The organism is Niveispirillum cyanobacteriorum (assembly GCF_002868735.1).
In the GTDB taxonomy this organism is placed as follows: Bacteria; Pseudomonadota; Alphaproteobacteria; order Azospirillales; family Azospirillaceae; genus Niveispirillum; species Niveispirillum cyanobacteriorum.
In genome coordinates this window covers 79029-102418 of sequence record NZ_CP025614.1, presented here as the reverse complement: position 1 = coordinate 102418, position 23390 = coordinate 79029, and the positions used below count along the sequence as shown (strand labels likewise).

22 protein-coding genes are annotated in these 23390 nt (G+C 65.1%); 5 read left to right on the top strand and 17 right to left on the bottom strand.

From position 1 onward, the window contains the following. Position 1 precedes the first annotated feature (1 nt). The 11 genes from C0V82_RS25515 to bioB form a co-directional block, all read right to left on the bottom strand. Positions 2–937, bottom strand: a complete 936-nt coding sequence (locus C0V82_RS25515; protein WP_102115275.1) for a FecR family protein — start codon at positions 935–937, stop codon at positions 2–4. Beyond that, positions 934–1479, bottom strand: coding sequence for an RNA polymerase sigma factor (locus C0V82_RS25510; RefSeq protein WP_158660223.1), 546 nt, complete (start codon positions 1477–1479; stop codon positions 934–936). Before C0V82_RS25510 ends, C0V82_RS25515 begins: the two co-directional genes overlap by 4 nt. Positions 1480–1553: 74 nt before the next feature. Beyond that, a complete protein-coding gene (locus C0V82_RS25505) occupies positions 1554–2636 on the bottom strand; it encodes a 2OG-Fe(II) oxygenase (RefSeq protein WP_102115373.1) in 1083 nt (360 codons plus the stop codon). A 21-nt stretch (positions 2637–2657) separates the two neighbouring features. Continuing rightward, complete coding sequence (locus tag C0V82_RS25500; protein WP_158660222.1) at positions 2658–3845, bottom strand: OpgC family protein; 1188 nt, start codon at positions 3843–3845, stop codon at positions 2658–2660. Between the two features lie 30 nt (positions 3846–3875). Next, the gene (locus tag C0V82_RS25495; protein WP_102115272.1) at positions 3876–4688 is read right to left on the bottom strand and encodes an anti-sigma factor family protein; all 813 of its coding nucleotides are present in this window, start codon (positions 4686–4688) and stop codon (positions 3876–3878) included. Continuing rightward, positions 4678–5214, bottom strand: coding sequence for a sigma-70 family RNA polymerase sigma factor (locus C0V82_RS25490; protein ID WP_158660221.1), 537 nt, complete (start codon positions 5212–5214; stop codon positions 4678–4680). Before C0V82_RS25490 ends, C0V82_RS25495 begins: the two co-directional genes overlap by 11 nt. 49 nt (positions 5215–5263) lie before the next feature. Beyond that, a complete protein-coding gene (locus C0V82_RS25485; RefSeq protein ID WP_102115270.1) occupies positions 5264–6040 on the bottom strand; it encodes a methyltransferase in 777 nt (258 codons plus the stop codon). Next, positions 6034–6654: an alpha/beta fold hydrolase gene (locus C0V82_RS25480; RefSeq protein WP_102115269.1), complete on the bottom strand. Its 621-nt coding sequence runs from the start codon at positions 6652–6654 to the stop codon at positions 6034–6036. Before C0V82_RS25480 ends, C0V82_RS25485 begins: the two co-directional genes overlap by 7 nt. Further along, a complete protein-coding gene (locus C0V82_RS25475) occupies positions 6654–7844 on the bottom strand; it encodes an aminotransferase class I/II-fold pyridoxal phosphate-dependent enzyme (RefSeq protein ID WP_245924337.1) in 1191 nt (396 codons plus the stop codon). Before C0V82_RS25475 ends, C0V82_RS25480 begins: the two co-directional genes overlap by 1 nt. Further along, the gene (locus C0V82_RS25470; protein WP_102115268.1) at positions 7841–9112 is read right to left on the bottom strand and encodes an adenosylmethionine--8-amino-7-oxononanoate transaminase; all 1272 of its coding nucleotides are present in this window, start codon (positions 9110–9112) and stop codon (positions 7841–7843) included. Before C0V82_RS25470 ends, C0V82_RS25475 begins: the two co-directional genes overlap by 4 nt. Next, entirely contained in the window at positions 9109–10122 is a 1014-nt protein-coding gene (bioB, locus tag C0V82_RS25465) for a biotin synthase BioB (RefSeq protein WP_102115267.1), read from the bottom strand. The genes C0V82_RS25470 and bioB overlap by 4 nt, the downstream gene beginning before the upstream one ends. A 170-nt stretch (positions 10123–10292) precedes the next feature. Between bioB and bioD the strand changes: the two genes are divergently transcribed. The 4 genes from bioD (at position 10293) to C0V82_RS25445 (ending at position 15631) form a co-directional block, all read left to right on the top strand. Then, the gene (bioD, locus tag C0V82_RS25460; protein WP_102115266.1) at positions 10293–10979 is read left to right on the top strand and encodes a dethiobiotin synthase; all 687 of its coding nucleotides are present in this window, start codon (positions 10293–10295) and stop codon (positions 10977–10979) included. 96 nt (positions 10980–11075) lie between these two features. After that, positions 11076–13604, top strand: a complete 2529-nt coding sequence (locus C0V82_RS25455) for a PAS domain S-box protein (RefSeq protein WP_158660220.1) — start codon at positions 11076–11078, stop codon at positions 13602–13604. Next, a complete protein-coding gene (locus C0V82_RS25450) occupies positions 13601–14557 on the top strand; it encodes a diguanylate cyclase domain-containing protein (RefSeq protein WP_245924336.1) in 957 nt (318 codons plus the stop codon). The genes C0V82_RS25455 and C0V82_RS25450 overlap by 4 nt, the downstream gene beginning before the upstream one ends. A gap of 84 nt (positions 14558–14641) precedes the next feature. Continuing rightward, on the top strand, positions 14642–15631 hold the full coding sequence (locus C0V82_RS25445; protein WP_158660219.1) for an asparaginase: 990 nt from the start codon (positions 14642–14644) through the stop codon (positions 15629–15631). 35 nt (positions 15632–15666) lie between these two features. On the opposite strand, the gene C0V82_RS25440 is transcribed toward C0V82_RS25445, so the two are convergent. The 4 genes from C0V82_RS25440 to C0V82_RS25425 all read right to left on the bottom strand — a co-directional run bounded on the left by C0V82_RS25440 (position 15667) and on the right by C0V82_RS25425 (position 19438). Next, positions 15667–15987 carry an NAD/NADP transhydrogenase alpha subunit-like protein gene (locus C0V82_RS25440; RefSeq protein ID WP_158660218.1) on the bottom strand — a complete coding sequence of 107 codons (321 nt, stop codon included), beginning with the start codon at positions 15985–15987 and terminating at the stop codon, positions 15667–15669. 81 nt (positions 15988–16068) lie between these two features. Continuing rightward, positions 16069–16854 (bottom strand): hypothetical protein, encoded by a 786-nt coding sequence (locus C0V82_RS25435; RefSeq protein WP_102115262.1) that lies wholly within the window; start codon positions 16852–16854, stop codon positions 16069–16071. Positions 16855–16940: 86 nt separating this feature from the next. After that, positions 16941–18143: a CaiB/BaiF CoA transferase family protein gene (locus C0V82_RS25430; protein WP_102115261.1), complete on the bottom strand. Its 1203-nt coding sequence runs from the start codon at positions 18141–18143 to the stop codon at positions 16941–16943. A gap of 107 nt (positions 18144–18250) precedes the next feature. Then, positions 18251–19438, bottom strand: coding sequence for an acyl-CoA dehydrogenase (locus tag C0V82_RS25425; protein ID WP_102115260.1), 1188 nt, complete (start codon positions 19436–19438; stop codon positions 18251–18253). Positions 19439–19607: 169 nt separating this feature from the next. Between C0V82_RS25425 and C0V82_RS25420 the strand changes: the two genes are divergently transcribed. Further along, complete coding sequence (locus C0V82_RS25420; protein ID WP_102115259.1) at positions 19608–20528, top strand: LysR family transcriptional regulator; 921 nt, start codon at positions 19608–19610, stop codon at positions 20526–20528. Here C0V82_RS25420 and C0V82_RS25415 read toward each other — a convergent pair. Together C0V82_RS25415 and C0V82_RS25410 are read right to left on the bottom strand one after the other, a co-directional pair. Continuing rightward, on the bottom strand, positions 20499–21632 hold the full coding sequence (locus C0V82_RS25415; RefSeq protein WP_102115258.1) for an endo-1,4-beta-xylanase: 1134 nt from the start codon (positions 21630–21632) through the stop codon (positions 20499–20501). The genes C0V82_RS25420 and C0V82_RS25415 overlap by 30 nt on opposite strands. Before the next feature lie 76 nt (positions 21633–21708). Beyond that, the gene (locus C0V82_RS25410; RefSeq protein ID WP_245924339.1) at positions 21709–23298 is read right to left on the bottom strand and encodes a GH35 family beta-galactosidase; all 1590 of its coding nucleotides are present in this window, start codon (positions 23296–23298) and stop codon (positions 21709–21711) included. Between the last annotated feature and the right edge of the window lie 92 nt (positions 23299–23390).

The window sequence follows — 23390 nt, the reverse complement described above, 5'->3', positions numbered from 1 at the left end:
CCTACCCCCGCCTTTTCCCCCGCTCCACCGTCAGGGTCATGCCGCCATCACCGCCGCGTGTGACCGCCAGACCGTGCAGTTTGGCGGCCACGGCCACAAATTTCTCGACATCGCCGGTGGCGAAGACGCCGCTGACCTGCAGCGCGGCGGCGTTTTCCGACAGGGTGACGCGCGGGCCGCCATAGCGGGCGAAACGGGTCAGCGCCTCACCCAGACTGGTCTGGTTGAAGATCAGGCGGCCCTGGCGCCAGGCGCCGGCCTGTTCAATGTCGGCACTGGCGATGCGGGGCGGGCGCATGCCGTCGGCCACCGCCATCTGGCCGGGGGCAAGGCGGCCTGTCACCCGATCGCTGGCCGGGTCGCGCAGATCCACCCCGCCCTCCAGCAGGGTGACGCGTGTGTCGGTCGCATCCTCCACGATGAATTCCGTGCCGGTCGCCACGATGGTCAGGTGGTCGGCGGTGACCGCGAAGGGGCGCAGGCGGCTTCTCGCGACCTTGAAGGAGGCCTCCCCGCGTGTCAGGCGGATATCCCGGCTGAACGGGCCATAGGCGACCTCCACGGCGCTGTCGGCATCCAGGCGGATTTCGCTGCCATCCCAAAGCTGGATCGCCCGTACCTCCCCCCGCGTCGTCGCGTGGTTCTCCCGTGCCCAGGCCAGCCATTGTGGCGGCACGGCCAGCAGCAGGGCCAGACACGCCGCCAGCGCCGCAAAGCCGGTCATGAAGGGGCGTGCCTGATGACGCACCGACGGCACCGGCAGGAGGGGTCCCGCCTGTTCCCAGGCGCTGGCCACCCGTTCCATGGCGCTGGCATGGGCGGGGTCCTGTTCCAGCCAGCGGCGGAAATCGCGGCGGGTGGCGGCATCCTGCCCGGCACGCAGCCGCGCCATCCAGCGGGCCGCCTGTTCCAGATCATGATCGGCGGGCAGGGTCATGCCGCACCCCGGCCACCGGTGCGCCGCGCCAGATGGATCAGGGCGCGTTCGACATGACGGGTAACGGCCCCGACCTCAATCCCTAGCCGGGCGGCGATGTCGCGATGGCTCATGCCTTCGACCCGGCACAGCAGGAACGCTTCGCGGCAGACCGGATCCAGTTCGGCCAGCGCTGCCTGGACATGGCCCAGGCGCTGACGCGCCGCGACGACACGTTCGGGCGTGGCGACCTCATCGCTGCCAGCATCAAGATCGTCGTCTAATGATACATGCCGGCCCCCGGCGCGGGCCTGATCGCGCCGGAAATTATCGGTCAGTAGATTGGCGGCGGCGCGCAGCAGAAAGCCTTTCCAGTTGGCGATGCCGGTCTGCGGGGCCGTGGCGGCAATGACGCGGGAATACACTTCCTGCACATGGTCCTCCGCATCCTGTGGACAAGGCAGGCGATTGCGGAAATAGGCCTGCAACAGGTCCCGATGCCGGGGCAGCGCTGTTTCCAGCATCTCCACCGCCAGTACCCTTTCCGCCTCCGCACCCGCCATATCCGCCCCACCCGGCATTCCTGGACAGGCAGCGGGTTAGCACGGGCATGGCGACAGTTTTGTGACGGGGAAGGTCAGCCCGCCTTGTATTGCGCCGTCCCATCGCCCAGGAAGCCGATATTGGCCTCCCTCACCTTGGCTGCGGCTTCATCGTAAAGGAAGGGCAGGAAGGCGTAGCGGGTGCCAGCGGTGACCGGCGTCGCCTCATGCAACAGCGAACAACAGAAGACCACGGCACCGCCCGTCGGTGCCCGATAGGTACGGGGCCCGAACTCCGGAAAACGCAACTCCCCGCCTTCGAATTCTTCCGCGTTCAGGTTGATGGTGACGGCAAAGCGGCGATGGGCTGTACCGCGGGTGGTATTGTCACGGTGCGCGCGGAAGAAGCCGCCTTCCGACCCGTCATAGCAGGCGACAATGTAACGCTCCATGCGGGTGGTACGAAAACTGAGGGCACGGGTGATCATCGGGACCAGACGACGTACAATACGCTCTCGGGCTGCCGCACGGATCGCCTCATCATCGATCTCCAGGTCCTGTCGCCGCTTGAAGTTGTGATCGACAATACCGACGGTCTGGCCGTTCACCTCCCGCATGAAGCCTGATTCCGTGCCGCCCTGCTGCTGATAAAGGTCCACCAGATAGCGGCAGAATTCCGGCTCGAACACACCCGGCACGGTCAGTACCGGGGCGGGCTGATCGATAGGACCCATCAGTCCGGAAGGCGGTATTGCCGCTACCCGGGACAGTACCGCAGTTCCATCGGACAGGGGTGCGCGCATCAGAATGCGCATCGACGTATCGATCACAATCCATCCACCCTCCGGCGCGACGTTATAGAGCGGATAGAGACGGGATGGCGTATCGTCGTGGAACATGCGCAGATGCGGCCAGCGGTGGCGAGCAGCCGGCGCGTCAGCGCCGCTGATCACCGCGAAGCATATCGCATGATTGATATCCATGCGGCCGGCGGCAGCGGCAAGCAGATCGATTGCCGCTATTGCCGGAGCGGTTTGCGCCCCTGGAAAGCAAAGAACAACGTTACGCCCCCCAAGACTGGACAGATGAAACTGGGCAGTGTCACCGCTGGCGGCGACGAACCAGGGGGCCAGTTCACCAATACCGGGGCGGACAGGGTCAAGGTCGAAATTCTGCATGATCATCATAGTTCGAGCGGTCTAATCACGCGACAGGGCGCGCAGGGTGAAAGGGTGCCACGGCCCGCGAAGGGGCATGTCGGGCCGTGGCATGCCGGCGGCCTGCCACTCCAGGAGGGCAGCCAGGAGAAGCAGGGCAGTCGCCCCACCGGCATTGATGAAAACGATGCGTGCCCAGCCGGGATCAGGCCAGGCGATCAGGGCGTAATGCCCCGCGAAACTGAGGATCGCGCCAAACGCGAAGACGGGCAGCGGCTGCCGGCCCAGCAGGCGCAGCGGTGCCAGCCATGCAGCGCGCAGCACATCGGCACCCGCCGGCAGAAACCGCACCACCAGGTGCGCCAGCGCCAGGATATGCAGCAGCCGGGGCCAGCCCAACCCGTCCTTCGACCCCAGCGGCAGGGCCAGGAAAGAGGGCAGCGGATGGTCAAAGCCCAGCTGCCGCCACGGCTCCACCGCCACCACGCCCACGGCGACCCAGGCAAAGGCAGCCATATCCAGCAGCCGGTGGCGCGGCCATGACAGGTCGCGCTTCGCCCCTGCGCCGATGCACAAGCCGATGCAGAACAGGAACTGCCACGCCAATGGGTTGAACATCCAGCGCTCACCCTGGAACCCCGCCGACAGGTTGGCACCCGTCATCTGCACATAAAGCCAGAGCAAGCCCGACGGCAGCAGCACCAGCCACACACCCCGCGCCGCCAGCGGCAACAGGAAGGCGCTGGCCAGCACCAGCGGCACATAGGTGGCCAGGATATCCGCATAGCCGGGCAGGTATTGCAGGGCGAACAGGGCCGGCAGGGCCGCGACTGTATCATCCAGCAGCGGTTCGATCCCCAAATGCCAGACGATGGCCCGGTCGCCGGTGGCCGCGAATGCCGCCGCGCCGCCCGCCGCCAGCACCAGGGCAAGCAGCAGATAGGTCCTGTAAAGCCGGAAGGAACGCGCACCCAGCCGCAGGGCCAGCCGCAGCCAGCCATGCCGGGCCTGGAACTCCCAATGAGCCAATGACAGGGACAGTCCCGCCAGCAGCATGAACAGCTCTGCGGCGTCAGAAAAACCCAGCCAGTTCCAGGTCAGGAACCGGCCCGGATTGCCGGGGATATGGTTGATGAAAATCGCCAGCAGCGCCGCCCCCCGGAACAGGTCAATACGCGCATCCCGCACGGGGCGGGTTGGCGGCATCGACACAGGGACGGGATGGGGCACAGGGCGGATCATGAAGGGAAGAACGCGGTCTCAATTTCCTTCATCCCCTTCATGGTGATTTTTTTCCGGCTCCGGCAGCAACGCCACATCGACAGCCTGGATCAGACGGTCGAGTTCCACGGGCATGTCGTTGGAAATGGCGGCAAGGGCGAAATCCTCCCCCCGCCACAGGCCAACCTCAAGCCCCTGGAATTCTTCCATCACGGGACTGTCGGGGGCCGCCCCCTCGTCCGGGGCCAGCGACAAGGTCATGCGTCGACCAATCACATCCTCATAGAGAAGTTGTCCCGTCGCCCCTTCGTCCGTTCCCAGCACGCGGGCACCGACCAGGGTCAGGCCCAGGCGGCGCAGGTCGGGGATGGCCACCCGTTCGCCCAGCTTGGCCGATAGCCAGCGCCGGATCTCCTCCGGCTTCGTGCCGGGGATTTCCACGGGCCGCGTGGGGTCGTTGGCGAAAATCTCATGCGCGTCGATGGCTTGCTGCGCATAGTCGGGCAGGCTGGCAAAGACGGGCCGGCGCAGAAGGTCGTTCGCCCCCCAGCCCATGGCGACCAGCAGCACCGTCGCCGCCACGCGCGACAGGCGCTGCCGCCACAGGCCCCGACGCAAGCCCCGTTCCAGCCCCTCCACCAGCGGTGCCGGAAGGGCGGGCCAGGATGGCTCTCCCGCCGCTGCCGCCAGCGCCAGCTGCTGTTCGGCATAACGGGCCAGCCGTTCATGCGCGTCAGGATTATCCATCAGATAAGCACGGACCTTGGCGGCGCGCGCCTCATCCAGCTCGCCATCCAGGAAGGCGTGGAGATCGCTTTCCTCAATCCCGTCCTGGGTCAGATCATTGTCCATGCTTGCCCCCCTCCAGCACGCGCAGGGCCGGGCGTTCCTCTCCCTCCAGCGCGCGGCGCAGGGCTTCCCGTCCTCGGGCGATGCGCGACATGAAGGTACCGATGGGAATGCCCAGACGCCTGGCCGCGTCCTCATATTTCAAATCTTCCACGGCCACCATCAGGATGGCCTGACGCTGCCCCTCGGGCAGGGTCTCCAGCTTCGCCACCACCCGAGCGGCCTCCAGCCGCGCCAGCTGATCTGGCGGTTGGGACGGTTCGGCCATCTCCGCCTCCAGGCTGGTGACGGAGCGCAGGCGCACCTGCTGCCGCCGGCGTCGGCTGATATGGCAGGTATAGAGGATACGGAACAGCCAGGCCTTCAGGTCGCTGCCCGGCCGCCATTGCGCCGCCGATGCCACCGCCTTGGCCAGGCAATCCTGCAACAGATCCTCCGCCTCATCCGCCGACCGGGTCAGCACGAAGGCATAGCGGCGCAAGGCCGTCAGATGATCCGTCAGCTGTTGATGGAAAAGATCGTCGCTCATCCCGGCCTTATCCCGTCCCGACACAGCGTAAACGCGGGAGACGGGATTTTCATCCATGGGAAATTGATGATGCCTGCAGGGTCAGCCAGCGCACATCATAGGTGATGTCCACAGGCTTGACGGCATCCAGCCCGCGCATGGCGCGGCGCAGGCTGGCAGGCGACAGACGGGTGGGCGCGTAATCGGCACCGATCCCGCGCAGGGACAGCAGGAAATGGCGGGCATCGGCGTGATGTTCCACGAAATCCTGTCGTTCCACCCGACCACCCGGCCCCAGCCAGCGGGACAGGGTGGCCGCATCGGGATAGGCCGGACCCGCCGCCTTTACCCCCGCCGCTGCCAGGGCCGCCCGCCACTGCGCGAACGTATCCACGCCCAATGTCGCCACACATAGCCGCCCACCGGGCCGCAGCAGTCCGTGCCACAGCGACAGCGCGCGGGCTGCATCCGGAAACCATTGCAGGGCCAGGGTAGAACAGATCAGGTCGAACGGTCCCTGCGTCGCCGGCCCCTCCCCATCCATGGCGGCAACCGACAGGCGCGGGTCAGTGGACAGGCGTTGATGGCAGGCGGCGACCATGCCGGGCGCGATGTCAGTCGCCAGCCAGTGCCCCACCTGTGGCAGCCTGGCCAGCGCCGCCGCCGTCAGCAGCCCGGTGCCACACCCGATCTCCAGCACCCGCACGCCCGTGGGAAGATCAAGCGCCGCCAGCCGTTCGGCCATTGCGACAGCGATGCGCGCCTGCACCCGCGCCGACGCATCATAACGGGCGGCGGCGGCGGCAAAGCGGCGGGCCACCGCGCGCTTATCACCCTCGTTCAGCATCGCGCCGCCAGGGAAAGAATATGGTCGGCACACAGGCCCGGATGGCTGACCGGCAGGGCGTGACCGGCGTCCGGCACCATCACCGGGTCGGGGAAACTGCCGCGCGACTGGGCCGGCGGCACGATCAGGTCATCCTCGCCACACAGGGCGACATGCGGGACAGACAGCGCCGCAAAGGCGGCCCGCGCGTCGATATCGCCCAACAGGTCCAGACCCGCGGCCAGGGTTTCGGCGTCGGGCAGGCCATCGGGCAATGGCAGCCCGGCACGGGCATGAAAATCGGCCAGCACCGCCACCGGATCGGCCAGCAACCGGCGACGCATCTGCATCAGGATGCGGGGAGGGGTGCCAGCGATAAAGTCGGGGGTGGCCGTGAAGCGAGTAAAGCCATTGATGGCGACGAAGCCCGATAAGGTCGGCCTCTGGGTCAGGAGCCAAGCGGCACCCAGGGAATGGCCGATGCAGATGAGGGGGCGTCCCGTCCCTTCCGGCGGCACCGCCGTCACCATATCCCCCGCCGCCACCCCGCGTGCGATCAGCACCGCCCGCACAGGGTCCCACAGGCGGGGCGTGCCGGCCCAGCCATGCACGAACAGGAACAGGGGGCGGGTCATCAGGGCAGACCCATGCCCGGCGGCGGCAGACAGGACAGCACGGTCAGCAACTGTCCCGCCGTATGGTCATCCAGCGCCGCCGATAACGACAGGCGCAGGCGCGAAGTACCGGCGGGCACGGTCGGCGGGCGGATGGCGACGGCCAGGAAGCCCGCCATTTCCAAAATCTGTTGCAGGCCCAGGGCCGCCTGTTCGGTGCCGGCGATGACGGGGATGATCTGCGTGCTGCTGGCCCCGGTATCATAACCGACACCCTGCACCGCCATACGCACGGCATCCGCCATGCTGGCAAGGCGCATGCGCTCCATATCCAGCGACGGGATGACGTCAAGCACCGCATCCAGCGCGCCCAACACCGCCGGCGGCGGGGCCGTCGTGTACAGGAACCCGGCACACCGGTTGATCAGGTAATCAATCAACAGTCGCGACCCCGCGACATAGGCACCGAACCCGCCAAACGCCTTGCCCAACGTGCCCATCGTCACGGCGATACGGCCCGGCATTTCTGCCGCCAGCCCCCGCCCCTCCGGCCCCAGAACGCCGATGGCATGCGCTTCATCCAAATAGACGGGCGCGCCGTACCGATCGGCCAGATCGGCGATGGCAGCAAGATCGGCGCGGTCGCCATCCATGCTGAACACAGACTCGGTCACCACCATGCGGGGACCGGTCGCTTCCTTCAGCAGATCTTCCAGATGGTTCAGGTCATTGTGCCGGAAGCGTTTCGCCTTCACCCCCTGGGCAAAGGCACCATTCAGAATGCTGGCATGGGACAGCCGGTCGACCAGCAGTTCCGCCTCCCCGCCCAGCAGTTCAGCTAATGCGGGCAGAAGCGTGGAATTGGCCTGGAACCCGGTCCCGAACAGCAACGCCGCCTCGGTCCCCAAAAAGGCAGCCAGCTTTTCTTCAACTTCCCTATGGGCCGTCAGGGTGCCGCAGACCAGACGCGAGGCACCGCTGCCGGCCCCGAAACGGGCCACATATTCGGCGGCCCGGTCGATGATGCCGGGGTCCTGGGCCAGACCCAGATAATCATTGGAGGCGACATCGACCAGGACATTGCCATCAGGCAGGCGCAGACGGATGCCGTCGCGGTCATAGGCGCGCAAGGTGCGGCGGCGGCCCGTCATCTCCAGCGCGTCCAGCGCCTGGGCCGCCAGCATGTCCAACCAGCCGGCAGCAGCACTCATGGATGACCCCGTTCCAGAACGCGGGTGATCGCCCCCGTCAGACGCATCACATCCTCCTCCGTCGCCGTAAAGGCCGGCGTGAGATACAGAATATCGCGGAACGGTCGGATCCACACCCCCTCAGCCACCAAAAGTCGCTTCAAACTGCGTAAATCACCAATCCTATCCATTTGCACCACGCCAATGGCACCCAAGGTGCGGACATCAAGTACCCCTGGCAGGCCGCGGCAGGGCTCAAGTCCGGCTTTCAGCCATGTATTGATGGCGGCCACTTGTTCCATACGCGGGTGTGAGTCGAACAGGTCCAGCGAAGCATTGGCGACAGCGCAAGCCAGCGCATTGCCCATATAGGTGGGCCCATGCATCAATGCCGCCATGGGATCGTCCGACCAGAAAGCATCGAATACGCGGGCCCGCGCGATAGTGGCTGACAAGGGCAATGTGCCGCCGGTCAGCGCCTTGGACAGGGTGATGATGTCGGGCACGACGCCCGCCGCCTGACAGGCGAACATGTGGCCTGTCCGGCCAAACCCTGTGAAAATCTCATCGAAGATCAACAGCAGCCCGTAGCGGTCGGTCAGATCACGCAAGCTGCGCAGGGTTGAGGCGTCATGGAACACCATGCCGCCCGCCCCCTGCACCAGCGGTTCCACCAGGATGGCGGCGATCTGCCCCGCATGCCGGTCCAAAAAGCTTTCCAGCGCCGCCAGACTTTCCGCGTCACGCGGCAATGGCTGCACGAAATGCTCCGGCAGCAGCCCGGTGAACAGGGAATGCATCCCCTCCTCCGGGTCACAGACGGCCATTGTGGCGATGGTATCGCCGTGATAGCCGCCGGTGAAAGACAGGATTTTCGACCGTCCCCGCTCGCCTTTGTTCAGCCAGTACTGGATCGCCATCTTCATGGCGACCTCTACCGCGACCGACCCGCTTTCCGCGAAGAACACCCGTTCAAGATCACCGGGCAGCAGCTTGGCCAGTCGTGAGGCCAACGTCAAAGCTGGTTCATGGGACAGGCCGCCGAACATCACATGCGGCATACGGGCCGCCTGTGCCTCCAGTGCGGCCCGCAGATGCGGATGGTTGTAGCCGTGGCAGGCGGTCCACCAGCTGGCGATCCCGTCGATCAGCACGCGCCCATCGGCCAGATGGATGCGCGTGCCCTCTGTCGCCACCACGGGCAGCGGCGGGTCGGCATGTTTCATCTGGCTGTAGGGCAGCCAGATATGCCGCATGCCTTCATTCAGCCAGCCGGGGCTGTCCGTCATTCGCAGGCGTCCGCTTCCACCTCGACCTGCATCGACCGCAGGCCCAGTTTCTGGAACAGCTTGGCATCGCGCGCCTGGGCCGGGTTCGGCGTGGTCAGCAGGCGTTCGCCATAGAAGATGGAATTGGCACCGGCGGCAAAGCATAAAGCCTGCATCTCATCGCTCATATCCTCACGCCCCGCCGACAGGCGGACGACGCTTGCCGGCATCGTGATGCGGGCAACGGCGATGGTGCGGACAAATTCGATGGGATCGACCTGATCGGCCTGATCCAGCGGCGTACCCTCCACCTTGACCAGCAGGTTGATCGGCACACTGTCAGGGTGCTGCGGCAGGGTGGCGAGCGTGCGGATCAGGCTGGCGCGATCCTCCCGCCCCTCACCCAACCCCATGATGCCGCCGCAGCAGACATTGATGCCCGCACTGCGCACCGCATCCAGCGTGTCCAGACGGTCCTGATAGGTGCGGGTGGTGATGATGTTGCCGTAATGCTCCGGCGACGTATCAAGATTGTGGTTATAATAATCCAGACCCGCATCCTTCAGCTTCAGCGCCTGATCTGGACGCAGCATGCCGAGCGTGACACAGGTCTCCATGCCCATGGCCTTTACGCCCTCCACCATGGCGCAGACCGTGTCCAGGTCCTGATCCTTGGGTGAGCGCCAGGCAGCACCCATGCAGAAGCGGGAAGCGCCCTGCTCCTTGGCGGCCCGCGCCTCGGCCAGGACCTTTTCCACCTGCATCAGCTTGGAGGCCTTCAGGCCGGTGTCGAACTGCGCCGATTGCGGGCAGTAATTGCAATCCTCCGGGCAGCCGCCGGTCTTGATCGACAGGAGCGTGGAGATCTGCACCTCATTCGGGTCGAAAAACTGCCGGTGCAGGGTCTGCGCGCGGTAGAGCAGGTCCATGAAAGGCAGGTTGAACAGCGCCTCCACCTCTCCTTGCGTCCAATCATTACGGATCGGATTGCCGGCCAGGGCGGCGTGCGGGGCAGTGGCGGCGATGCTCATCTCTCATCCCTTCAACAGGAAAAGCGGGTTTCGGCTAGTGGTATAAAACCTGTTACACGACGCTGTCAGGACCCAAATGCAGCCCAGCATCCCCCACTGCGCATGGGGGGGTTGAGGGAAAGGGGGGTAGTAGAGCCGCTGCCTTCCCCTACGGAAAGGATGATTTGACCATGGGTGCGTATTTCGTCACCGCCACCGGCACCGATATCGGCAAGACCTTTGTCAGCGCCTGTCTGCTGCGGCATTGGCGGGCGGCGGGGTTAACGCCGGATGCGTTCAAACCGCTGGTCAGCGGCATTGATCCCGATGACCCCACCGGCAGCGATCCCGCCGCCCTGATCGACGCGATGGGGCTGGAACTGACGGCGGAAAGTCTGGACCGCGTGTCCCCCTGGCGCTTTGCCGCCCCGCTGGCCCCCAATATGGCGGCCCGCAAGGAGGGGCGGCTGGTGCCGTACAGCGCCATGCTGAGTGCCTGCCGCCGCCGCATCGCTGATGCCGCTGGCCCGCTGCTGATCGAAGGGGTGGGCGGCGTGATGGCACCTGTGGATGATGGGCGCACGGTCCTGGACTGGATGGCCGAACTGGGCCTGCCCGCCATCCTGGTGGCCGGGACCTATCTGGGCACGATCAGCCATATCCTGACAGCGGTAGAGGTAGTTCGAGCACGCCAGCAGCATGTTGCGGCCCTGGTCCTGTCCGAGACACCCGGGGGGACGGTGCCGCCCGCCGATACGGTGGCGGCCCTGCGCCCCTTCCTGGGTGACGCACTGCCCATCCTTCACCTGCCGCGTCTGCCGGCGGGCTGCTACACGCATATGGCGGTCACGGAACTGGCGTCGGTACTGTCTTCCTAACCCATTGCACCGGCATTCTAGCCCCCCGTATATCTATTCTCCGTGCGTGGAATGCGTCCAACTGGCATACGTGTGAAGGCGTACAGGGGACATTCCGTGACGCACCAAGGGGGCGATGGGGTGCTGATTTCCGATCCGGTCGATGAAGGCGGGCTCCGTCCCCGAACCATGATCCTGCTGATCGCGGGGCTGGTACTGCTGGTGCTTGCCATCGCTTTCGTGGCCGGGCGTGAGCAGCGGTCGAACTATCAGGCCGAAATGGATGTGCGGCTGCGGACCCTGGTAATGCAGCGCGCCAACATCGTGTCGCGCACGCTGGAGGATTGGCGGGCGCAGGTGCGGTTCCTGACCCTGACCCCGCCTGTGTCCGGCCTCGCCCGCGCGGTCACAGGCGGCGGCGTCGATACGGTGGAAAATTCGACCGATGCCCTGTGGCGTCGCCGGCTGGAATCAATTTTCAGCGGCTTCATCCAGGCCAAGCCGGGCGTCGTCCGGGTCAGCTATCTGTCCGTCACCGACCGGCGGCCGCTGGTCATTGTCGATAATGACGAAGGGCAGTTGGAAGCGGGCGACCGCATGAACGCCGATCTGGCCGCCATCGACAAGGTCGCGCATCTGGAACCGGGCAGCATCCATGTGGATGATCTGGACCCGGTCCGCAGCGAACCGGCATTGGAGATACCGGCCCGTCCCTTGCTGCGTCTCGCCTCACCCGTGGCAGGGCCGGGCGGGGTACCGTTCGGGGTGCTGGTGGTCACGATTGATGCACGTGGCCTGCTGGCCGATCTGGCCGCCGATGTGAACCCGATCTTCCGGGTCTATCTGACGGACGCGCAGGAGAATTTCCTGCTGCACCCCGATCCAGCGCGCAGTTTCGGCATGGCCCGTGGCCGCCCCTGGCGCTGGCAGGATGAATTCAAACCAGTACAGGGCGAAGAGGGCCGCGCCGCCTCAAAGTTATTCGATACCGCCGATGGGCTTATCCATGCCGTGCGTCAGCGAGTGGTGATTGATGCGGCACCGGGCCGATACCTAACCGTTTCCGCCATCGTGCCAGACCGCCTGATCGCCGCGAATGCGCAGGGTGTACAGCTGTGGGTCGCAGGGCTGGGTGTGCCGCTGACCGGTATCGTGGCCCTGCTGCTGCTGCTCAGCCATCAGGCCCGTCGGCGCAACCAGGCGATCCGTGCCCGCGACGCGTGGCTGGGGGCCCTGATCCACAGCGCCCGCGATGCGATCATCGGTCTGGCACCCGACGGCAATGTCACCAGCTGGAATGAGGCTGCCACACAGTTGTTTGGTGTGGATGCCGCCCATGCCATCGGCCGCAATACCCAGTCCCTGATAGTGCCGCCGGGTCTGGAAATCCAGGAACAGGACCTGCTGAACCGGGTCCGCAATGGCGACAGCGTCGTCAATCTGCGCACCCGACGCCAGGCGGCGGACGGACGGATGATCGATGTGTCGATTACCGCCACGCCTGTGCGGGCCGGCAACCGGATCGTCGGTACGGCGCTGGTGGTCCGCGACGTCACGGAACAACTGGCGGCGGAGGCCCGCCTGCGGGGCATGACGGCCAAACTGGAACAGCAGGTGCGCGAACGCACCATGGAGATCGAGGCGCTGGCCGCCCAACGCCACGCCATCATGGATGGTACTGGTGCCGCCATCATTGCCTGTGATCCGTCCGGCACCATCACCCTGTTCAATCCCGCCGCAGAAGCCGCATTGGGCCATAAACCACAGGATCTGGTGGGCAAGGCCACCCCGGCCCAGTTCCTGGACCCGGCCGAACTGGCCCTGCGTGCCCAGGCCATCGCCGCCGAACGGGGCGACAGGCCGATGTCTACGCTGGATATTCTGACCGCGAATGCGGGTCCGGGCCGGGCTGATCTGCGTGAATGGACCTTCATCCGCCGTGACGGCAGCCGCCTGCCCGTCCTGGCGGCCGTCACCGCGCCCAACCGGGAAGGTATCGCCAGTTGCCTGATCGTCGCCATTCCCCGACGCCCGGCAGAACCGCAAAGCCCGGTGATCGATACAGCACCGCCCGCACCCACCGGTGGTTACGACATTCCCGGTATCGACATGGACGATGCCATGAACCGGGTCATGGGCGACCGCGCCCTGCTGGACAGTGTGCTGGCGCAGTTTGCCGACCGGTTCCACGGGCTGGGCGCCACGCTGCGCGGGTCGCTTGCCGCCGGCGATGTCAGCGCCGCGATGCGCAAGCTGCATGAATTTCGCGGTGCTGCCGGCAATATCGCCGCGCAAGACGCCATGGAACTGGCCACGACGCTGGAAGAAACGCTGCGGGATGCACCGGACCAGGACCTGGCCGCCGGCATTGACCAGTTGGACCGCATGTCAGCCGACCTGTGCGCCGCCATCCGCGCCAGGACCCCGTTGGCACCCCCCATCGCCGCCGGCAAGCCGCTGGATTTGACGGCGCTGCGCGGCGTCCTGCGGGCGCGGCGGCTGACGGCACCGGATGTGCTGGCGGCAATGGGGGCTGACTTGACCGCACGGCTGGGCAAATCCAAATTTGTGGAACTGTCCCGATTGGTGGACGGGCTGCGCTATGACGAGGCGCTGGCCCTGCTGGATGCGGAGTTGACCGGTTGACCGCAAATCTGCCCCCCGCGCTTGGCGCGGCACTTCACAATCTGCGCATCCTGATCGTTGATGATGATGTCGGCACCATCCGCATCCTGGCGCAGGTGGTGCGGGAAATGGCCGACGTCACCTTTGCAACCAACGGCATGGAAGCCGTCAACATGGCACGCACGGAACTTCCCGACCTGGTGCTGCTGGACGCAGAGATGGAAGGGATGGATGGCTTCGCCACCTGTGCCGCCCTGCACACCCTGCCGGGCATGCAGGATGTGCCGATCCTCTTCATCACCTCCCATCGTGGGGTGGAAATCGAACTGAAGGCCCTTGCGGCGGGGGCTGTGGATTTCATCAACAAGCCCTTCCACCCCCACATCGTTCAGGCACGGGTGCGCACGCATCTGACCTTGAAGCGGCGCACCGACACACTGACCCGGCTGGCCACGCTGGACGGGCTGACGGGCATCGCCAACCGCCGCGCCTTTGACCAGGCCCTGTCGCAGGAACTGCGGCGGCTGGGCCGTGGGATGGCGGCACTGTCGCTGGTCCTGATCGATGTCGATCATTTCAAGCGCTATAACGACTTTTACGGCCATCAGGCGGGCGATGATTGTCTGCGCGCCGTGGCTGCCGCCCTGTCGGGCTCGGTACGTCGCGCCGGTGAACTGGCGGCACGGTACGGGGGTGAGGAGTTCGCGATCCTGCTGCCCGGCAGCGACACAAGCGGTGCGCAGGGTCTGGCAGAAAAGGCACGCGAATGTGTCGTGGGCCTGGGTGTGCCCCATGCGGCCCGGCCGGACGGCAGCCATGTGACCATCAGCGCCGGTGCCGCGACCCTGTTGGCACCGCAGCCGGGCGACCTTGATGCATTGTCGTCCGCCCTGATTGGTGCGGCCGATCAGGCCCTTTACCGGGCCAAGGCGGCGGGGCGGAACCGCGTGCTGCATGCGGACTCCATGGCCTGACGGGACGGGGTCGTCAAATCGGCATTGGCGTCGCGCCCCGTCCCGCGCCATATGGCGCTATTCGTTCTGTTGACGGGTGCGACCATGGCCGGGCTTTCCGATACAACCTTCCTCTATCTGCTGGGCGGCACCATCTTGGCGCTGGCGGGCAAGTCAGACGCCGCCGACAGTACGGCCCTGCTGCGTGCAGCCGGCATCAGCATGGGCGGACCGGTGACGGTGCGCCCGCTGATGAGCGTGGGCAGCCAAAACCTGCGCCTGGACGATATCCGCCTGCTGGCCGCCGATATCAAGGCCCGGCATGCCGAGGGGGTACGTGCCTTTGTGGTGGCGCAGGGGACCGACACGATGGAGGAGACCTCCTTCCTTCTGTCGCTGCTGGCCCCGGCGGGTGCGACGATCATCATGACCGGATCAATGCGCACCGCCGATGCGCCCGGCGCGGAAGGGCCGGGCAATCTGCGCGATGCCTTGATTGCCGCCCGCGATCTGGCGGGTAAACGTCCCGGCGTGCTTGTCGCTATCGCGGGTGAACTGCACGATGCCCGACTGGTGCGCAAAATGGATAGCGGTCGCATCGCTGCCTTCGGCAGCCCCGGCTGGGGCCCCGTCGGCAGCATCATCACGGGCCGCGTGCGTCTGGCCATGACGCCACTGCCCGCCCCCGGCCCCTATGTCTGGCCGGTGGACCAGGCGGCGGCGCGCGTCGGCCTGCTGACGGTTGCCATGGATGCCGATCCGCTTTCCGTGCTGCCCTATGCCGACGACGCCTGGGCCGGGCTGGTGGTGGAAGCCATGGGGTCCGGCCATGTACCCCAGACCCTGGCCGCACCCCTGGCCGCCATCGCCGCCACCAAGCCCGTGCTGCTGGTCAGCCGCTGTCCGCAGGGCGATACGGACGGCCATGGCACCTATCAGGGCGAGGGCACGGCAGCCTGGCTGATCGCCAACGGCCTGATCGATGCCGGCAGCCTGGATGGGCGCAAGGCCCGTCTGTTGCTGACGGTGCTGCTGGCTGCCGGACTGGATGTCAGGACACAGATGACGGGATGGGCGGGGATGGGCTTGGTATAAGCCAAGCCGCGCTCCGCTTCACCGCGGGAGTGACGTCATCCGTAGAAGCCGATGGAGACGGTGCAGGCCGTCGGTGCCACCAGCCCGATGCTCGTCACCCCGCTGACCAGACGGCCGGCGGGGTTCAATTCCGGCGCCGATCCATCCAGGATATCACCCGTGGGAAGGGCCGGTGCAGCGCCTGCCTTCAGCCAGAAATTTCCAGTGGCGGAAAACAGGGCAACCTTTGCTTCCGCCGGTACAGCCACGGACCGTGGCGTCCCCCCCACCAACGACAACACAACCGCGTAGGTTGGAATGGGCACGATATCCGTTTCGCATCCATTGCCATCCTGCCCCAGAAGGAACGTATTCATCGCAAACCCCATGAAAAGCATCAATAATCATAGGATTGCGTGACTTTTGTCCTTTGTCAACAATTATAGGATATTATGCCTTTATACCGGAGAAACCCTGCCCGGCAGCCAGCGATCACGCACATGCACCGATGCTTTGCGCACCTTGTCGGCATAGTCGGATAGGTCGGGCCCCAACAGGGGCAAACCAAATTCAACTGTCGTTGCCGCAATGCCGTCGGTATCCATCTCGCGCCCAGCCGCCACGGCGTGGCGGGCCAGTTCCAGCTCCTGTCCCCAGAAATAGACCCTGGCGGCACCGACCTTGGCCTGCATGCGCTGCACTTCCTCAACCCGGCCGTCATTCATCAGCGGCAGCCAGATGTCGGGCATCAGCAGATCCACCGGCGCATCAGGAACATATTCATAAGCATCACCCTGCACCACACGCAGCTTGGCCTGCGCCTCCTCCGGTATCTGTGCCACAAGGTTCAGTTCGCGGTGCAATGCCAGGATATCGGGGTCCAGTTCGACAACCGTCACCCGGGTGACCGCCGGCATCAGGGCACAGTTGATGGCACACCAGCCCATGCCCATGCCATAGATCAGAACATGACCCGCAGCGTGGCGAATGCCCAGTTCCTGGCTTTCCAGCTCCAACGGGGCCGTGGACATCCAGGTATCACCGTTACGGATGAGGCCGATCAGGTTCTCCACCAGCATGGTGGGACTCCAATAACCCGTACTAAGGCTGAACGGTGCGCTTCTCAGCCGCCAGAGCCCCTGGCCGGTCAGCGTATAGCGGGGTATGAACAGATCGGTCTTGAACACGGGCACAGTCGGCAATGCCGACGCCAAGCCGTTATCCGGGGGGACAATATCGGTCATGCTCACCCTTTTGTTGCTGCCGACAGGAAGTCATCAGCCATTACGGGTAGCATTTTCCGACTGTTGAGACCAGCAAGTCCTATGACTTATCCAACGACGCCAGCGGCGCGCAAAAGGGCGATCCGCCCCGCCTCCATCCCCAGCAGACCCGACAGGACCCGGTCAGTATCGGCACCCAGGTCAGGGGGAACCTGACTGTCCACCACAGGCGACGCGCCGAACTTCACGGGGCTGGCGACACCGGGCACGGGACCCACATTGGGGTGATCCATGGCCAGGGCCATGCCGCGATGGCGCACCTGCGGGTCGGCAAAGGCGGCGGACAGGCTGTTGATGGGACCGGCGGGCACATCGGCTGCCTCCAGCGCGTCCAGCCATTCCGCCCCCGGTCGTGTCATCAGGCGGGCGGTCAGCAGCGCTGTCAGTTCCACGCGGTTGGCGACACGGGCGCGATTGGTTGCAAACCGGTCATCTGTGCCCAGTTCAGCCACGCCCAGCACCTCACACAGGCGCTGAAACTGCCGGTCATTGCCGACAGCCAGATTGATATGACCATCGGCGACCGCGAACGTGTCATAGGGCACGATGGAGGGATGGCCATTGCCCATCCGCCGTGGATCGCGACCCGACACCAGCACATTCAGCGCCTGATTGGCCATGGCGGCCAGCATGCAATCCAGCAGCGCCACATCGATCCGCTGCCCCTGGCCTGTGCGCTCACGATGATGCAAGGCGGCCAGGATGGCGTTGCCGGCATAAAGACCCGTGATGATATCGGCCAGCGCCACCCCGGCCTTGGCCGGGCCGCCATCGGGACTGCCCGTAACACTCATCAAACCGCTCATCCCCTGGATCAGGAAATCATAGCCCAAACGCTGCGCATAGGGCCCGTCCTGCCCGAACCCGGTGATGGAGCAATAGATCAGGCGGGGGTTGATGGCCGACAGGCTGTCATAATCCAGCCCGTACTTGGCCAGCCCCCCGACCTTGTAATTCTCCACCACCACATCGGCAGTGCGGGCCAGATCGCGGATGATCGCCTGTCCGTCCGGCGTCGTGAAATCCACCGCGATGGAGCGCTTGTTGCGGTTGGCGGTCAGGAAATAGGCGGACGGGCTGTCGGGACCGTCCACGAAGGGGGGGCCCCAACGGCGGGTGTCATCCCCCTCCCCCGGTCGTTCCACCTTGATGATTTCGGCCCCGAAATCACCCAACATCTGCGTGGCCCAGGGGCCGGCCAGGATGCGGGACAGGTCAAGGACGCGTATACCGTCAAGGGCGGCAGGCATGATCAAGGCTCCAGAATTGACACCCAGGCCGGCGACCGCCGGCCCGCGACCGCGTGGTCGCGTAAGCCAAGGGCGCGGATGCACCCGCCCGGCGCCTGAGGGGACGATTAAAAAAACGCCTGAATGCCCGTGATCGCGCGGCCCAGGATCAGGGCGTGGACGTCGTGCGTGCCCTCATAGGTATTGACGGTTTCCAGGTTCACCATGTGGCGGATCACGTCAAACTCGCCGGAGATGCCATTGCCGCCATGCATGTCGCGGGCCTGACGCGCAATGTCCAAAGCCTTGCCGCAATTGTTTCGTTTCATGATCGAAATCATTTCCGGTGCCATCTGTCCGGCTTCGAAAAGACGGCCAAGGCGGAGCGAACCCTGCAGGCCCAGCGTGATGTCGGTCAGCATGTCGGCCAGCTTCTTCTGCACCAACTGTGTGGCGGCCAGGGGCTTGCCGAACTGCTTGCGATCCAGCGTATAGGTGCGGGCGGCATGAAAGCAGGCCTCCGCCGCCCCCATGGCACCCCAGGAAATGCCGTAGCGGGCGCGGTTCAGACAGCCGAACGGACCCTTCAGGCCCGACACATTGGGCAGGATGGCATCCTCCGGCACCACCACACCATCCATCACGATCTCGCCCGTGACAGAGGCGCGCAGGGACAGCTTGCCCTCAATCTTCGGCGCCGACAGGCCCTTCATGCCCTTTTCAAGGATGAAGCCCCGGATGGCCCCGTCATGGGCATCCGACTTGGCCCACACGACGAAGACATCGGCGAAGGGCGAATTGGTGATCCACATCTTGGACCCGGTCAGGCGGTAACCATCAGCCACCTTTTCAGCCCGCGTGCGCATGCCGGCAGGGTCGGACCCGGCATCGGGTTCGGTCAGGCCGAAACAGCCGATCCATTCGCCCGACGCCAGCTTGGGCAGGTACTTGCGCTTCTGCGCCTCGCTGCCATAGGCCTCAATCGGGTACATGACCAGCGACGACTGCACGCTCATCATGGAGCGATAGCCGCTATCTACCCGCTCCACCTCGCGCGCGACCAGGCCATAGGCGACATAGCCGACGCCGGCCCCGCCATACTCGGGCGAGACCGTGACACCCAGCAGGCCCATATCCCCCATCTCCCTGAAGATGGCGGGGTCGGTCTGTTCTTTCTCAAACGCCTGACGCACGCGGGGTTGCAGCTTTCCCTGGGCATAGGCATGGGCGCTGTCCCGGATCATCCGCTCCTCTTCCGTCAACTGATCATTCAGAAGGAAAGCGTCATCCCATTGGAACGCGGCCGTGCCAGCCATGGCGGAACCCCATTGTCGAAAGGTCGGAGGAGAACAGCGATACGCCGGAAGGGTGCGCGGCGCAAACCATGTTTCATCACCAACTTCATGAGTAATCATCATCAACTATGGCGATATAGACGCGAAACAGGCAGGATATCCATAGAATGACGCATGACCGACACCGCCCATGTATGCCCGCCGCCTGATCCCCAGCACCGCCGCCCTGATCGCGTTTGAGGCTGCATCCCGCCTCGGCGGGTTCACGGCAGCAGCGCAGGAACTGAACCAGACCCAGGGTGCCGTCAGCCGGCAGGTAGCGCAGTTGGAGGCGATGCTGGGCGTCGCCCTGTTCACACGGGTGCGGCAGCGCGTGGTGCTGACGCCGGCCGGGCGCTATTTCGCCGATCAGGCGCGCGACATCCTGGGCCGGCTGGGCCATGCGGCGGCGCGCACCATTGCCTTTGACGGGGATGGCGGCACCCTGGACCTGGCTATCCTGCCCACTTTCGGGGCGCGCTGGCTGATCCCGCGCATGGGCGATTTCTTTGCCCGGCACCGGGATGTGACCATCAATTTCTCCACCCGCGTCCGCCCCTTCGATCCGCGCGCCGAAGGTATTGATGCCGCCATCATGGCCGCCCCGCCGACAGCACCCGGCCTGATCGGTCATCGGTTCATGGGAGAGGTGCTGCTGGCGGTCGCGTCGCCGGCCCTGTTGCGCGGGCGTACCCTGGCGGGCCCGGCGGATGTCGCGGCATTACCGCTGTTGCAACAGGAAACGCGGCCCGATGGTTGGGACCGCTGGTTCGCGTCACACGGTGTCCGCCGCACAGGTGATCAGCCCTTGCTGGTGTTTGAACAGTTCCTGCTGGTCATCCGCGCCGCCGTGGCGGGGCTGGGGGCCGCCTTGGTGCCGGATTTCCTGGTGCGCGATGAACTGGCGGCTGGGGAGCTGGTGCGTCTGCCGGGTGGGGAGATGACAACCGATGGCGGTTACCACCTCGTCTACCCCGCCGACCGGGAGGGGTATGGCCCCCTGGTCGCCTTCCGCGAATGGCTGCTGGCCGCCGCCCAGGGGTTACCCGTGCTTGACCGCACCCCGCAATGAGGCCGCGATGGCCTCACGCAGCGGCGTCGGCTGGAACGCATCATCATAGGGACAGCAGCGCTGCTTCTGCTTGTCGGCGCGCGGGGTAAAACCCTGCAGCCAGGAATATTTATTGACCATGCCCCACACCAGAACGTCGCCCGTCTGCTTATAGGACAGCATCATGTCCAGATAGGCGCGGGCATAATCGGCCACCCCCTTGTCTCGGGCTGCGATGTCGGCGGGCAGGCCCTTGTCATTCACATCAAACTCAGTGATCAGCAGGTCATAGCCCATGCCCACCACCTCGTCGATGAACCGACGCCAAGCCGTCTCCTCATATTTGGGGCCGCCATCCACCACCATGATGTGCGACTGCACCCCCAACGCATCGACGGGTGTACCGCGCTTGCGGAACCCTTCCAGCAGGCGCAGCACTCCGTCGCGATGCTTGGCATGGCCCGGCTCCCAGCTCATGTAATCATTATAGACAAGCTGGCCCTTGGGCAGGACCTCGCGCGCCTTGTGGAAGGTGATGTCCAGCACCTTCTCGGCAGGGATATGGCGGGTGAAGGCGGTTTCGCGCATCAGGCCGGTATCGGCATCCACCGCCTCGTTCACCACATCCCAGGAGGTGATGCGATCCTTATGGGACCCGGCCACCATGGCGACATGGTCGGTCAGCATCTTTTCCACCCCCTTCACGGGGTCGGGCCCGAAATTATGGCTGTTCAGCCAGTTGGGCAGCCATTTCACATGATGCCAGAGCAGGGTGTGGCCCCGGAAGGCCAGGTTCTTTTCCTTGGCAAAGGCCAGCAACCTTTCCGCCCGGTCAAAGGTGAAGACATCCGCCGCCGGGCGCAGCGCCCCCCATTTCAGCTCATTCTCCGGCACCAGCAGCCCGCATTCGGCCACCAGAAGATCGCGATAGGCGGGATCGGCAAAGGACCCGGTCAAGGTACCGGGCCGCCCCGTCCCCACACAGGACCCGAACCGCCGGCCCGTCGCCACGGCCAGATCGTTGAGCGAAGGGCCGGGGGCGACGGCGAAGGCAGGCAACGCGGCCGCGGCGGACGCGGCCAGGGCGGTCATCAGGACCTGACGCCGGGACAGGCAGGGGTTCATGGGGCATCTCCCAGAGCTTTGATTATTGTTAGCGATAACATATCAGGATGAAGCGCCGGTGGGAACCGGCGTCAGCCTATTGGTACCGGTACAGCGTCACCTTCTGCACAGCATATTCATTGGGCGGCAGGCGGACGTGCCGGCCCTGATGTGTCTGGTCACCATTCATCAGGCGACCGGGGACCCAGCTTCCCTTCTCGAACCGTCCTTCCCAGGCACTGTCGATCCCGGCGACGGCGGGGCCCGGCGTTGCGGTATCGAAGGTGACGGTGATGCCGGACCCGGCAATATAAAATTCCTCCGGCCCGGCCTGGATAATGATGCCGCCATGGGCACGGGTGTTCTGGTCGGCCTTGGGGGTCCAGGGGTCGACATAGGTAACGGTGAATTTGTAATCACCCAGCACAACGCTTTCAGGCGCCTCCAATACCGTGTTGTCGAACAGAATATTGGGTCGGAAGCCGGCCATCCGCCCGGTGCCACGCGCCGACAGGATGAGGGGCGATAACTGGCGCAGCAGACCATACAGCTTGGACAATTGCTCCTTCTGCGCCCCCGTGATGCTTTCAATGGCAAAGGGGCTGAACCCGATGGCCTGCAGCGCGCCGAAGGCATGGAAGGCGTCACCCGCCGTTTCCGGTCGGCCGGCATTGTTGGCCTCTGGGATGAACAGCACATTGTCGGGTCGCACAAACCGGCTGGTCAGTTCCCGAAAATTCGGGAAATAAAGGTCGGGCGACAGCATGTCCAGAGAGGGGGCACCGACCTTCCACACGTCCAGGAGATGCGGCACCGGCCCGCCGCTGGGATACTCCCCCGGCTCCTTGGCGGGACGGTTCAGGGCGGCGTTCACATACATGGGCAGGGCGTATTGCGCCTTGCCCGCCGCCGTCACCGCCTCTGTATATTCCGCAAAGAACCAGGCCGTGAAAACCTCCTGGCCCCAGGTGCTGGTGCCGAACACCTCTGCCCAAGTGCCGGACATCCGCGACCCGTTCATGTCCCACAGTCGGCGCAGTTCCGGTTCTAAGCGATCGCGGTTGGCGGCCAGATGCTGCATCAGCCGGTCCGGCACCGGCCCGGCATAGGCGGCATTGGCCAGTGCAGAATGATCACGGGCCAGCGGCAACATCCCGATCTCATTCTCCACCTGCACCATGACCACGGTGTGCCTGTCGCCATCCACCTGCTTCAGGTGCGCCATCATGGCGGCAAAGGCGCGGGCGTCGGCGTTGCGGTTGGCAGAGCTGAACGGTGTCAGGATTTCCACGCCTCGGCCTGACGGCAGGGCCACGCGCGGGAAACGCGCCTGATCGCGCTTCACCCAGGCTGGCACATAGCTGGACATGGAATTCTTCCACGCCCCGAACCAAAGCAGCACCAGCCGTTGATTGGCAGCCCGCGCGTCGCGGATCAATCCGTCCAGGATGGCAAAGTCAAACTTGCCCTCCACCGGCTCCACCATCTCCCACGATACCGGGGCCAGGACGGTGTTCATGTTCAATTCGTTGAACAGCTTCCAATGCGGGCGCAGGTAATCCAAGCTGGAAGCCGTTGAATTACCCAGTTCCCCGCCGATGATCAAGAAGGGCTGGTCATCGACGATCAGCTGTTGCGTCGTTCCCTGCGGCGCCAGATGCGGCAGGGATTTCGCCACCGCCGGCATGACCAGAATTGTGACCGCTAACAACTTTAAAGCCAGGAATCTGAACCGCACTGCCATAGCGTTTCCTGCCCTGCGTGATTTTTTGATTGTGA

Bases quoted from the DNA above. Each gene is read 5' to 3' on its own strand.
- C0V82_RS25510 (WP_158660223.1), bottom strand. From the start codon at position 1,479: ATGGCGGGTGCGGAGGCGGAAAGGGTACTGGCGGTGGAGATGCTGGAA.
- C0V82_RS25505 (WP_102115373.1), bottom strand. From the start codon at position 2,636: ATGCAGAATTTCGACCTTGACCCTGTCCGCCCCGGTATTGGTGAACTG.
- C0V82_RS25435 (WP_102115262.1), bottom strand. From the start codon at position 16,854: ATGACCGATATTGTCCCCCCGGATAACGGCTTGGCGTCGGCATTGCCG.
- C0V82_RS25495 (WP_102115272.1), bottom strand. From the start codon at position 4,688: ATGGACAATGATCTGACCCAGGACGGGATTGAGGAAAGCGATCTCCAC.
- bioB (WP_102115267.1), bottom strand. From the start codon at position 10,122: ATGAGCATCGCCGCCACTGCCCCGCACGCCGCCCTGGCCGGCAATCCG.
- C0V82_RS25475 (WP_245924337.1), bottom strand. From the start codon at position 7,844: ATGAGTGCTGCTGCCGGCTGGTTGGACATGCTGGCGGCCCAGGCGCTG.
- C0V82_RS25420 (WP_102115259.1), top strand. From the start codon at position 19,608: ATGTATGCCCGCCGCCTGATCCCCAGCACCGCCGCCCTGATCGCGTTT.
- C0V82_RS25410 (WP_245924339.1), bottom strand. From the start codon at position 23,298: ATGCCGGCGGTGGCGAAATCCCTGCCGCATCTGGCGCCGCAGGGAACG.
- C0V82_RS25445 (WP_158660219.1), top strand. From the start codon at position 14,642: ATGGCCGGGCTTTCCGATACAACCTTCCTCTATCTGCTGGGCGGCACC.
- C0V82_RS25490 (WP_158660221.1), bottom strand. From the start codon at position 5,214: ATGAGCGACGATCTTTTCCATCAACAGCTGACGGATCATCTGACGGCC.
- C0V82_RS25425 (WP_102115260.1), bottom strand. From the start codon at position 19,438: ATGGCTGGCACGGCCGCGTTCCAATGGGATGACGCTTTCCTTCTGAAT.
- C0V82_RS25485 (WP_102115270.1), bottom strand. From the start codon at position 6,040: ATGCTGAACGAGGGTGATAAGCGCGCGGTGGCCCGCCGCTTTGCCGCC.
- C0V82_RS25415 (WP_102115258.1), bottom strand. From the start codon at position 21,632: ATGAACCCCTGCCTGTCCCGGCGTCAGGTCCTGATGACCGCCCTGGCC.
- C0V82_RS25470 (WP_102115268.1), bottom strand. From the start codon at position 9,112: ATGACGGACAGCCCCGGCTGGCTGAATGAAGGCATGCGGCATATCTGG.
- C0V82_RS25440 (WP_158660218.1), bottom strand. From the start codon at position 15,987: ATGAATACGTTCCTTCTGGGGCAGGATGGCAATGGATGCGAAACGGAT.
- C0V82_RS25515 (WP_102115275.1), bottom strand. From the start codon at position 937: ATGACCCTGCCCGCCGATCATGATCTGGAACAGGCGGCCCGCTGGATG.
- C0V82_RS25430 (WP_102115261.1), bottom strand. From the start codon at position 18,143: ATGCCTGCCGCCCTTGACGGTATACGCGTCCTTGACCTGTCCCGCATC.
- bioD (WP_102115266.1), top strand. From the start codon at position 10,293: ATGGGTGCGTATTTCGTCACCGCCACCGGCACCGATATCGGCAAGACC.
- C0V82_RS25480 (WP_102115269.1), bottom strand. From the start codon at position 6,654: ATGACCCGCCCCCTGTTCCTGTTCGTGCATGGCTGGGCCGGCACGCCC.